The following is a 10,958-nucleotide window of genomic DNA, read 5'->3' as shown; positions in this document are numbered from 1 at the left end:
AGACCGTCATGCCTACTCAAGCCGAAGAATTCACGGTGCTCTTTGCCGATCTTTGCCAGAGCAGAAGGATCTATCTCGCTCTGGGAGACGAAAAGGGACATCAACTCGTCTCGCGTTGTCTTTCCGTGCTCACCACGACGGCGACGCACCATCAGGGCGAACTGATCAAAACCATCGGCGACGAAATTCTTTGCCTCTTTCCCTCACCAGATATGGCCGTGGCCGCGGCCATGGAAATGCATCAAGCCATGGCTACCCTGCCCATTGACCACCTCGACGAGACCAATCGGCCCGGCATCCACATCGGCCTGCACTCGGACATCGTCATTCGACGGGATGGCGACGTATTCGGCGATCCGGTCAACATCGCGGCCCGCCTCACGACCATGGCGAAAAACGGACAAATTCTGACGTCTGAACGAACGCTTCGAAAATTATGCCCGGAGTATCAGGCCAAAACCAGATTCATCGACAATATTCGTCTCAAGGGACAGCATGACAAGGTTCCGGTTTATGAAGTGATCTGGGAAGAACACGACTTGACCGTCATGTGCAACCGCCCGGTGGACGCGCTTCACTCCGGCCCATGTCTGAAAATTTTCCATGGCGAACACTCGCTCGACGTCGACAGATCCCGCACCACCATCAGCCTGGGGCGACACGCTTCCAACGATATTCACGTGCCCGGCATTCTGGCGTCCCGAATCCACGCCCGCATCGAACTTCGCAAAGGCAAATTCATTCTCATCGACCAAAGCACCAACGGAACCCACGTCCTTACGAGAGACGGCCGTAGCCATTTCGTCCATCGCGACGAATTCATCCTGACTCAAGACGGCTGCCTCGGAATTGGCCACCAAGTCACCCCGGAAGCCCCCCACACCATCGCCTTCATTCTCGCCAGCGCGGCATAGCACGCCTTTAGTTTCAACCCACTCAATCAGCTCAAGCTCTACTGAGCCTGCCAAGTCACCAGTCTCATTTCCAATTCCCAGGCTATTCCCGCGAAGATTCTGAAGGTGACCGGCTCCTGACTTTCAACCACCCCGCAATCAGGAATCGCCCATGTCTCCAGACCAAACACCAGACCAAACACCAGACCAAACACCAGACCAAACACCAGAGCGCTTCATGCGCGAGGCCATCAGGCTGTCCCGGGAAAGCGTCCGGCACGGCGGCGGACCGTTCGCCGCCGTGATCGTGAAGCACGGCGAAATCATCGCCCAAGCCTCCAACAGCGTTACCAGCGACAACGACCCGACGGCCCATGCCGAAATCAACGCCATCAGACAGGCTTGTCAAAAACTGAACACATTCGACCTGTCAGGCTGCACGCTCTTCACATCCTGCGAACCCTGCCCCATGTGCCTGGGGGCGATCTATTGGGCTCGCCTGGAAAAAATTTACTACGGCAACACCAAAAACCACGCGGCTGCCATTGGCTTTGACGACGCCTTCATTTATCAGGAGTTGGACGCTCCTCCTGAAAAACGCGCCATTCCCATGATCAACCTGTTGCCGGAGGAGGCCGGGAAGGCCTTCGAGGACTGGGAAGCCAAGGAAGACAGGATTGAGTACTGACGGCAAAAACTCCCGGAATCGGAGTCAATGCTTCCCTCGGGCAAGAAACCCGTGCCGTCCCCCAATACCTACAGCCCACATCTTTATCCAGGAGGCCGCATGACCTGGTGCCGCCCTTCCGATCCGGACCCCGATCAGCTTTTATTTCCCGACGCCCAGGAAATCCTGGCGAACGCGCCCATCGGCATCTCCATGTCCACTCCGGAAGGCCGCTTCATCTCGGCCAATCCGGCCATGGCCCTGATGCTCGGCTATGCAAGCCCGGAAGAACTGGTCGCGTCCATTACGGATATCGCCGCTCAAATCCATGCCGACCCGCGGGATCGGAATTCGTTGCTTCGTCTTCTGGAGGACAAGGGCGAAGCGGCCAACCAGGAGTGCCGATTTCGCCGCAAAGACGGGACGTTCTTCTGGGTGTTCCAAAATGTCCGCACCGTCAAGGACAGGGAAGGACGGGTCGTTGCCTGCCAGGAGTTCACCCAGGACATCACCGCGCGAAAACAGGCGGAAGAGGCGCTACGGGAGGAAGTCGTCCGGCGTCGCATCCTTGTTGATCAGTCAAGAGACGGGATCGTGGTCATTAACGAGGATGGAAGCGTTTACGAAGCCAACAAAAGATATGCTGAAACGCTGGGCTACTCCCCGGAAGAAGTCCGGCGACTCCACGTTTGGGATTGGGAGACCAACTGGGGCCGCGAACAGCTCCTTGAAATGGTCCGAAAAGTCGACGAAGAAGGTGATCACTTTGAAACACGCCACCGCCGCAAGGACGGTACGTTTTATGACGTTGAAATCAGCACCAACGGAGCCGTGATCGGAGGACGAAAACTTGTTTTCTGCGTTTGTCGCGACATCACCGAGCGTAAGCGAGCCGAGGCGGCGCTGCATCACTCACGCGACTTGCTGCACTACATCGTGGAGCACATGCGCAGCGCCGTTGCCGTCCACGACCGGGATTTGAAGTACATCTATGTCAGCCAGCGCTACCTCCAGGAGTACGGGGTCCAAGATGAGGAGATCATCGGGAGGCATCACTACGAAGTGTTTCCCGACCTGCCGCAAAAATGGAGAGAAGTTCACCAAAAAGCGCTTGCCGGAGAGGTGTCCAGCGCCGAGGATGACCCATACCATCGCTCTGACGGCAGTGTGGAGTGGACTCGCTGGGAGTGTCGGCCCTGGTATGCACAGGATGGATCGGTTGGGGGCATAGTCGTGTATACCGAGGTCGTCACGGAACGGATAATGGCGGAGCGCGCCCTGCTTCTGGCCAAGGAGCAGGCCGAAGCCGCCAACAAGGCCAAGAGCGAATTCCTGGCCAACATGAGCCATGAAATCCGCACTCCCATCAACGGGATCATGGGCATGATGCAGCTTTTGGAGACCACTTCCCTGGATGTCGACCAAAGACAGTATGTCCAGCTTTGCACGGCCTCGGCGGAGCGGTTGACCAGGCTGCTGTCGGACATCCTGGATCTTTCCAGGGTCGAGGCGGGCAAGATGACGATCCATGAGGCCGAATTCGTGGTCCAGGAGCTTGCCGATTCCGTTTCCGGCCTGTTCACCTTCAATGCCAGAACCAAGGGAGTGGAACTCGATTGCAGCATCGACCCCGCCTTACCACCCAAGCTTGTCGGAGACGAGGCGCGGGTCAGGCAGATTCTCTTCAACCTGGTCGGCAACGCCCTGAAGTTCACCGACAAGGGACATATCCGTGTTGCAATGACTTCGCTGGAACCCGAAAATGACGGCGTCAATGTGTTGTTCACCATCGCGGACACAGGCGTCGGCATTCCTGAAGACAAGGTGAAAGACCTCTTTGACCCGTTCTTTCAGGTCGAGGAATCGCACACGCGCAGTTTTCAGGGCGCTGGTCTTGGCCTGTCGATAGTCAAGCACCTCGTGGACCTGATGGACGGAAAAATTTCCGTGACCAGCACTCTCGGTGAAGGAACCACCGTGAATGTGCTTCTGCCCTTCAAGCTGTCCAGAGGCGAAAGTCTCCTTAACCATCGCGAATCGAAACGACCTCAGAAGGGCAAGTTGGGACTACGTATTCTCTTGGCCGAAGACGAACCGTCCAATGCCATGCCGGTCATGAAACTGTTGGAAAAGAACGGGCACGCCGTAATTCTGGCCGAGGACGGCCGCCAGGCTCTGGACCTGCTCGCGGCCCACGACGTCGATGTGATCCTGATGGACATCCAGATGCCGGTAATGAACGGATTGGAGGTAACGCGGGAGATCAGGAGGTTGGAACTAGAAAGGGGAAATCAGGAGTCGGAGGATGGAGATCAGACGATGAACGTCAAAGAGCGAAACTCCGACCTTCAGGTCTCTGGTTTCAGCCCTCAACCCTCCCACCGGCGCATGCCGATCATCGCGCTGACCGCCTACGCCATGCTTGGAGATCGGGAAAAGTTCCTGGAAGCGGGGATGGACGACTATTTGGCCAAGCCGGTCAGGATGGAAGACTTGGAAAATATTTTGGAGCGGGCTGTCGGGCGGAATGACGGACGGACAGCATGAAGCGTCCCGGATCGCATCCTCAGCCGGAATTCCTGCCCATGAGCCGCGCGGAGATGGATGCCTTGGGGTGGGACGAGTTGGACGTGCTGCTGGTCAGCGGGGACGCCTATGTCGACCATCCGTCCTTCGGCGTGCCCCTTTTGGGCCGCTGGCTGACGGCCCATGGTTTTCGGGTGGGGATCGTGGCCCAGCCGCGCTGGGACACCCTGGAAGACGTCCAGCGAATGGGGCGTCCCCGGCTCTTTGCCGGGGTCGGGGCCGGGGCGCTGGACTCCATGCTGGCCCACTACACCGCGTTTCGCAAGATCCGCCGGGACGACGCCTATACTCCGGGAGGGGTTGCCGGAGCCCGGCCGAACAGGGCGTGCATCGTCTACGCCAATCTGCTGCGTCGAGCCTTTCCCGGATTGTTCGTGGCCCTGGGCGGCATCGAGGCCTCCCTGCGGCGGATCGCCCACTACGATTTCTGGACGGACAATATCCGCCGCTCCATCCTCCTGGACAGCAAGGCTGATCTGCTGCTGTACGGCATGGCCGAACGCGGCATCCTGGATCTGGCTCAGTGCCTGACGCAGCATGTGGATCAGGGCGACACTTCAGGCTCTCCCCCTGCTCCCTCCTCTCCCTCTGACGCAAACCGGCCGGATGTCCATACCCTGCTTCGGCTCCCCGGCGCGGCCTTCGCCTGCCGCCCGGAAGAACTTCCTCTGCTCCCTTCCACATTGGAGCTGCCTTCCCATGAGGCTATCCAGGCCTCACCGGACGCCCTGCTGCAAGCCACCGTGATGCTGGAAAAGCATGTCCACCAGGGCCGGGATACGGCCCTGCACCGAATCGGGGACCGGCTTCTGGTGCTCACCCCACCAGCGGCCCTGCTCCCGGAAGCGGAAATGGACGCGCTCTACGGGCTGCCGTTCGCCCGCCGCGCCCATCCGTCCTATGCCAAGCCGATTCCCGCCGCGGAGATGATCGCCTCCAGCGTCACCACCCATCGCGGCTGCGGAGGCGGCTGCTCGTTCTGCTCCCTGGCCCTGCACCAGGGCCGACGGATCAGCTCCCGGAGCAAACGCTCCATTCTGGAAGAGGTTGAACGGATGAGCGCAACGCCGGACTGGAAAGGCGTGATCAGCGACGTGGGTGGCCCCAGCGCGAACATGTGGCGGGCCGTTTGTACCCTGGATGATGGGAAAAAAAAGACTGGGGAGGAAGGATGGGACGGAAAACCAAGCCCCTGTCGTCGGGCCAGTTGTCTGCATCCGACGATCTGCCGCCATTTCCGCGTTGACCAGCAGGCGATTTTGGCCATGCTTGAAGAGATCAGCCGCTTGCCGGAGGTGCGCCACGTCCGGGTGGCCAGCGGGGTGCGCTACGACCTGCTTTTACAGGACCCGCAAGCCGCTGATCATCTAATTCGCCGGTTCGTGGGCGGACAGCTCAAACTGGCTCCGGAACACGCCTCCGACAAGGTGCTCCACCTGATGCGCAAGCCCGGCTTCAAGGTGTTCGAGCAGTTTCTGGATCTGTTCCAGCGCCAATCCGCCCAGGCGGACAAACAGCAGTTCGTCGTGCCCTACCTGATGAGTGCCTTCCCCGGATGCACGGATCAGGACATGGCCGCCCTGGCGGACTGGCTGCGCCGCAAAGGCTGGCGACCGCAACAGGTCCAATGCTTCGTGCCGACTCCCGGCACCATGGCCACGGCCATGTACCACGCCGGAAAGGATCAGCAGGGCCACCCGTTGTTCGTGGCCCGGACCGACGCCCAGCGTCAGGCCCAACACCGAGTACTGGTCGAGCCCCAGCCCCATTCCCAGTCCCGGCCCCGACCGCGAAAACGGAGACAGCCCAATAGTGAAGGACGCGGCTGAGCACCAAGGCTTTTCACCCCTCGTCGCCCCGGTCCACCATCCACGAAAACTCCGCCCCGTCCAGAACCGTCAGCCCCAGCTCCCGGGCCTTGGTCAGCTTGGACCCGGGCTCGGCTCCGGCAACGACAAAATCCACCTTTTTGGAAATTGCTCCGACCACCGTTCCCCCGGCCTGTTCCACCAGCTTCTGGGCCTGGGAGCGAGACATTTCGGGCAGGGTTCCGGTGAACAAGACCCGTTTGCCGACGAACGGAGAATCCGGCTTACGGGCCGCTCTCTCCTGATCCCCGGCGCTTGGCCAAAGGCCCAACTCGCGCAGTTCACCCAAAAGACGTTGGTTGTCAGGATTGGTGAAAAAGCCATGGATGGAGGCGGCCACCTCGGGGCCGACGTCCGGGAGCCGTTGCAATGCTTCCTCATCCGCCTGGCCCAGAGCGTCCAGGTCAGGAAAATTGTCCGCCAGAACCCGGGCCGTCTGCGCGCCCACATGGCGGATGCCCAGGGCGCGGATCAGCGTCGCCAGGTCAGCCCGGTCCCTGGCCTGGGCGATGGAGGAGAGAATGTTCCCGGCCAGCTTGGGCCCCATCCGGTCCAGGGTCAGCAAGTGCTCTTCCCGAAGCCGAAAGATGTCCGCCGGAGTGTGGATCAGCCCCTTGTCCACCAGAACCTCCACCCATTTCCGGCCCAGGCCCTCCACATCCAGACCGGCTTTGGACGTGAAGTAGACCAGGCTTTCCCGCAGCAGCGCCGGGCAGGCCAGATTCTGACAGCGCCAGGCCGCTTCCCCGGGCAGACGGACCGCCGGGGTGGCGCAGGCCGGGCAAACATGGGGAAAAATGAACTCGTACTCCTCTCCCGTGCGCTCTTCCACCACCGGGCCGACCACCTCGGGAATCACGTCTCCGGCCCGCTGGACCACGACCATGTCGCCCAGCCGCAAGTCCTTGGACCGGATTTCATCCTCGTTGTGCAGCGTGGCCCGGGACACCTTGACCCCGGACAGGGCCACCGGCTCCAGCACGGCCACCGGCGTCAGAACTCCGGTCCTCCCGACCTGGACCTGAATGTCCAGCAACCGGGTCACGGCCCGGCCGGCCGGGAATTTCCAGGCCAGGGCCCAGCGCGGAGCCCGGGCCGTGGCCCCCAGGCGACGCTGCTGTTCCAGATCATCGACCTTGGCCACCACTCCGTCGATTTCGTAGGCCAGGGTTTCGCGAAGCCGGGCCACGTCGGCGTAATGGCGCTCCACGTCCGCCGGGTCGGAACAGAGCCGGGAATGCTCCGGCGTGGAAAACCCCAAGGCCCGCAAGCCTTCCAGAATCTCTTTCTGCGTGGACCAGCCCGTCGCGCCCTCCGGCCACTCCACCAGCCCCACGCCATAGGCGTAAAAGCGAAGCGGCCGTTCCGCCGTGATCCTCGGGTCCAACTGGCGCACCGAACCGGCCGCGGCGTTGCGCGGATTGGCGAAGGCTTTCCGACCGGCATCAGCCTGCTCCCGGTTCAGTCGGGCAAAGTCCTCGCGGCGCATGATCACCTCGCCGCGCACTTCCAAAAGATTGGGCACGGTCCCCTGGGCGTTGAGCCGCAGCGGCAGATTGCGCACCGTGCGCAGATTCGCGCTGACGTCCTCGCCCGTGACGCCGTCGCCCCTGGTCCCGGCCCGAAGAAAGCGCCCTCGCTCGTACACCACTTCCACGGCCAAGCCGTCCAGCTTGGGATCAACCCAAAAGGCCAAATCCTCTCCGGGCAGCGCCTTGGCCAGACGAGCCATGAAGGCCCGCCATTCCTCCAGGGCAAAGGCATTGTCCAGGCTGTACATGGGCAGGGAATGGGCAAAAGGCCGGAAGGCCCGCGACGCCTCCCCGCCGACGCGCTTCGTGGGCGAATCCGGGTCCGCCAGCTCGGGGTGCCGCTCTTCCAGAGCCCGCAGCTCCCGAAACAAGGCATCGTACTCCGCGTCGTCGATCTCCGGATCGTCCAGCACATAGTACCGGTGATCATGGTGGCGGATCAGTGCGGCGAGCTCACGCATGCGCTTGCCGGGGTCGTGATTCATTGTCGACGTCATCACAGTTCCTCGTCCGTGAACGTGGTTTGGACTTGGCGCAGGATTTCGGCATGACCGTGACCGAGACGCGCGGAGAGGTACGCCCGTTCATGCAGCGCGGCGGTTTCCAGAAAGCCGGGTACGCCCCTGGCCGCGGAATGATACACGTGGCGCATCCGGACCTGATGGTCCACGACCACCGGCCACCCCGCCCGGGAAGCTCGCAGGGAAAACCACAGGTCCACACCGTAACCGCGGGGATTGTCCGTGCAATCCAGCCCCCCCAGGGCTTGCCAGCACTCCAGGCTGATCAAGGGAGCCACGCCGTCCAGCACGGTGGCTCGGCGATAGGCCCGGGCCGTATCGGCGACCATCTGGGGATGATACGGATGGTGCTCGAATGTCGGAGAGTAGATGCCCACCGGGCCGATGCTCCGCTCCATGCGCCGGAGCCGTTGCCAGGCCCGCTCCAGAAAGGGCGGCCTGGAGATGAAAAAGGCGTCGTTGTTCAGGAACCAGACATGGGACCATCCGCTTTCCCGGCCCAGATGCAGGACGTAATCCAGAGCCCCGGCCCAGAACAGATTTTCGTCCAGCCGCTGCCAGGCTTGCGGATAGGGCTCCGGAGCATGGTTGTCCAGAACCATGACCCGCTCCCGCCAATCAGGGTCGCTGTTCAGCAGCTGACGATGCAGACGCCGGGTCACCTCGGGTCGGCCGTAGTGCAGGATGACGACCACGGGTGAACTATTCGATTCGAATTCAGGAGGGCACATCACCTCCCCCCGTCTCCATCCAGCATCTTGCGCCGCAACAAGGCCACTTCGTCGCGCAGGGACGCGGCGCGTTCGAATTCCAGTTCCTTGGCCGCGGCGCGCATTTCCCGTTCCAGACTTTTAATCCGGCGGGCCATGTCCTTGGGGGAGAGGTTTGCGTCTCCGTACTTGCCCCCGGCTTCACGCAGGGTCGCGGATTGATCCTTGTCCCTGGCCTCGGCGTAGATGTGGCCGAGAATGTTGTCCATGCCCTTGATGATCGTGGTCGGGACGATGCCGTGGGCTAGGTTAAACTCCTGCTGGACCTGGCGACGCCGGGCGGTCTCGTCCATGGCCTCGGCCATGGAGCGCGTGACCTTGTCCGCGTAGAGAATCACCCGGCCTTGAACATTGCGGGCGGCCCGGCCAAAGGTCTGGATCAGGGAGCGGAACGAGCGCAGAAACCCCTCCTTGTCCGCGTCCAGGATGGCCACCAGGGAGACTTCGGGCAGGTCCAGCCCCTCCCGAAGCAGGTTGATGCCCACCAACACGGTGAACTCCCCCTTGCGCAGGGCCTGGATGATGGCCACCCGTTCCAGGGTGTCGATGTCCGAGTGCATGTACCGGGCACTCATGCCCATGTTGTTCAGGTACTCGGTCAGGTCCTCGGCCATCCGCTTGGTCAGGGTGGTCACCAGGACCCGTTCTCTCCGCTGCTCGCGCAGTTTGCACTCTCCCAGCAGGTCGTCCATCTGCCCCCGCACCGGCCGGACTTCCACTTCCGGGTCCACCAGTCCCGTGGGCCGGATGATCTGCTCCACCACCGTGCCGTTGCTCTGTTCCAGCTCAAACGGCCCCGGGGTGGCCGAAACCGAGACCACCTGCCCCACCCGCTCCCAGAACTCCCGGATGCTCAAGGGGCGGTTGTCCAGGGCCGAGGGCAGGCGGAAGCCGAAGTCCACCAGGGTTTTCTTGCGGGACTGGTCGCCGTGGTACATGCCGCCGATCTGGGGGATGGTGATGTGGGACTCGTCCAGGAAGAGCAGAAAATCCGAAGGAAAGTAGTCCAGCAGGCAGGCCGGAGGCTGTCCGGCCCGGCGGCCGTCCAGATGCCGGGAGTAATTCTCGATTCCCGTGCAGTAGCCCAGCTCCTCGATCATCTCCAGATCCAGCATGGTCCGTTGCTCCAGGCGCTGGGCCTCCACCAGCCTGTTCTCGGCCTTGAGCAACCGCAGCCGCTCCCCGAGTTCGTCCCGGATATCCGCCATGGCCCGCAACAGGTTCTCCTTGTCCGAGACATAGTGGCTGGCCGGGAAGATCACGGTCTTCTGGATTTGGCCATGGGTTTCCCCGGTCAGAGGATCGATCTCATGGATGGTCTCCAGTTCGTCGCCGAAAAATTCCAGCCGCAAGGCCCGCTCGTGGCTGTAGGCCGGGATGATGTCCAGGCTGTCGCCCCGGACCCGAAAGGTTCCCCGGTGAAAGTCGATGTCGTTGCGCTCGTAAAGCACCTCCACCAGGCGGCCCAGCAGATCGTCCATGGTCAGCCGCTGCCCGGCCTCGATGGGGATGACCATCTTGGCGTAGTATTCCGGCGATCCCAGGCCGTAGATGCAGGACACCGAGGCCACGATGAGCACGTCCCGCCGGGTGAGCAAGGCGTGGGTCGCGGCGTGGCGCAGCTTGTCGATCTCCTCGTTGATGGAGGAGTCCTTTTCGATGTAGGTGTCGCTGTGCGGCAGGTAGGCTTCGGGTTGGTAGTAATCGTAATAACTGACGAAATACTCCACGGCGTTGTTGGGGAACAGTTCCTTGAACTCGTTGAAGAGCTGCGCGGCCAGGGTCTTGTTCGGGGCCATGACCAGGGCCGGACGCCCCAGCCGGGCAACGACCTGGGCCATGGTGAAGGTCTTGCCCGAACCGGTCACGCCCAACAGGACCTGATGCGCCTCGCCGGCATTGACTCCGGCCACCAGGGCGTCAATGGCCTGGGGCTGGTCCCCTTGGGGGGTGTACGGACTGATCAGTTCAAAGGGAGTTGTGGGCGCAGGGGCGGAAGAGGTCGTCATTGCGGTACGCGGCGTCGGATGATAAGAAAAAAGGTTGGATTCACGTTCATTATCAACCCATCGGCGAGTTGACTCGTGAACCAAATGGACGGTCGCAGTCTAGAGATTTCCA

At 61.8% G+C, this 10,958-nt stretch carries 8 protein-coding genes; 4 read left to right on the top strand and 4 right to left on the bottom strand.

The genetic code is table 11. The annotated features are described in order from the left end of the window. Nucleotides 1-8 precede the first annotated feature (8 nt). On the top strand, nt 9-914 hold the full coding sequence (locus tag GY33_RS0115810) for an adenylate/guanylate cyclase domain-containing protein (protein ID WP_031388265.1): 906 nt from the start codon (nt 9-11) through the stop codon (nt 912-914). 38 nt (nt 915-952) lie between these two features. On the opposite strand, the gene GY33_RS21285 is transcribed toward GY33_RS0115810, so the two are convergent. Further along, nucleotides 953-1,120, bottom strand: a complete 168-nt coding sequence (locus GY33_RS21285) for a hypothetical protein (protein WP_153304592.1) — start codon at nt 1,118-1,120, stop codon at nt 953-955. An 11-nt stretch (nt 1,121-1,131) separates the two neighbouring features. Here GY33_RS21285 and GY33_RS0115800 point away from each other — a divergent pair, with 11 nt between their 5' ends. The 3 genes from GY33_RS0115800 (at nt 1,132) to GY33_RS0115790 (ending at nt 5,975) form a co-directional block, all read left to right on the top strand. Beyond that, entirely contained in the window at nt 1,132-1,581 is a 450-nt protein-coding gene (locus GY33_RS0115800; RefSeq protein ID WP_031388264.1) for a nucleoside deaminase, read from the top strand. 99 nt (nt 1,582-1,680) lie between these two features. After that, nucleotides 1,681-4,107: a PAS domain-containing hybrid sensor histidine kinase/response regulator gene (locus GY33_RS0115795; protein ID WP_051822721.1), complete on the top strand. Its 2,427-nt coding sequence runs from the start codon at nt 1,681-1,683 to the stop codon at nt 4,105-4,107. Next, the gene (locus GY33_RS0115790) at nt 4,104-5,975 is read left to right on the top strand and encodes a YgiQ family radical SAM protein (protein ID WP_035272459.1); all 1,872 of its coding nucleotides are present in this window, start codon (nt 4,104-4,106) and stop codon (nt 5,973-5,975) included. The genes GY33_RS0115795 and GY33_RS0115790 overlap by 4 nt, the downstream gene beginning before the upstream one ends. 13 nt (nt 5,976-5,988) lie before the next feature. On the opposite strand, the gene ligA is transcribed toward GY33_RS0115790, so the two are convergent. From ligA to uvrB, 3 genes are read right to left on the bottom strand one after another with little or no spacing between them, the layout of a single operon-like run. Then, nucleotides 5,989-8,043 (bottom strand): NAD-dependent DNA ligase LigA, encoded by a 2,055-nt coding sequence (gene ligA / locus GY33_RS0115785; protein ID WP_031388261.1) that lies wholly within the window; start codon nt 8,041-8,043, stop codon nt 5,989-5,991. Next, nucleotides 8,043-8,798 carry a glycosyltransferase family protein gene (locus GY33_RS0115780; RefSeq protein ID WP_051822720.1) on the bottom strand — a complete coding sequence of 252 codons (756 nt, stop codon included), beginning with the start codon at nt 8,796-8,798 and terminating at the stop codon, nt 8,043-8,045. Before GY33_RS0115780 ends, ligA begins: the two co-directional genes overlap by 1 nt. Next, nucleotides 8,798-10,846: an excinuclease ABC subunit UvrB gene (gene uvrB / locus GY33_RS0115775; protein WP_031388259.1), complete on the bottom strand. Its 2,049-nt coding sequence runs from the start codon at nt 10,844-10,846 to the stop codon at nt 8,798-8,800. The genes GY33_RS0115780 and uvrB overlap by 1 nt, the downstream gene beginning before the upstream one ends. Nucleotides 10,847-10,958 lie beyond the last annotated feature (112 nt).

Source organism: Desulfonatronum thiodismutans (assembly GCF_000717475.1).
Classification (GTDB): Bacteria; Desulfobacterota; Desulfovibrionia; order Desulfovibrionales; family Desulfonatronaceae; genus Desulfonatronum; species Desulfonatronum thiodismutans.
This window is presented reverse-complemented; position numbering and strand designations above follow the sequence as displayed.

What these genes read in the sequence shown, in the direction of transcription:
- GY33_RS0115810 (WP_031388265.1), top strand. Translation starts at nt 9, where the DNA reads ATGCCTACTCAAGCCGAAGAATTCACGGTGCTCTTTGCCGATCTTTGC.
- GY33_RS0115800 (WP_031388264.1), top strand. Translation starts at nt 1,132, where the DNA reads ATGCGCGAGGCCATCAGGCTGTCCCGGGAAAGCGTCCGGCACGGCGGC.
- GY33_RS0115795 (WP_051822721.1), top strand. Translation starts at nt 1,681, where the DNA reads ATGACCTGGTGCCGCCCTTCCGATCCGGACCCCGATCAGCTTTTATTT.
- GY33_RS0115790 (WP_035272459.1), top strand. Translation starts at nt 4,104, where the DNA reads ATGAAGCGTCCCGGATCGCATCCTCAGCCGGAATTCCTGCCCATGAGC.
- ligA (WP_031388261.1), bottom strand. Translation starts at nt 8,043, where the DNA reads ATGACGTCGACAATGAATCACGACCCCGGCAAGCGCATGCGTGAGCTC.
- GY33_RS0115780 (WP_051822720.1), bottom strand. Translation starts at nt 8,798, where the DNA reads ATGTGCCCTCCTGAATTCGAATCGAATAGTTCACCCGTGGTCGTCATC.
- uvrB (WP_031388259.1), bottom strand. Translation starts at nt 10,846, where the DNA reads ATGACGACCTCTTCCGCCCCTGCGCCCACAACTCCCTTTGAACTGATC.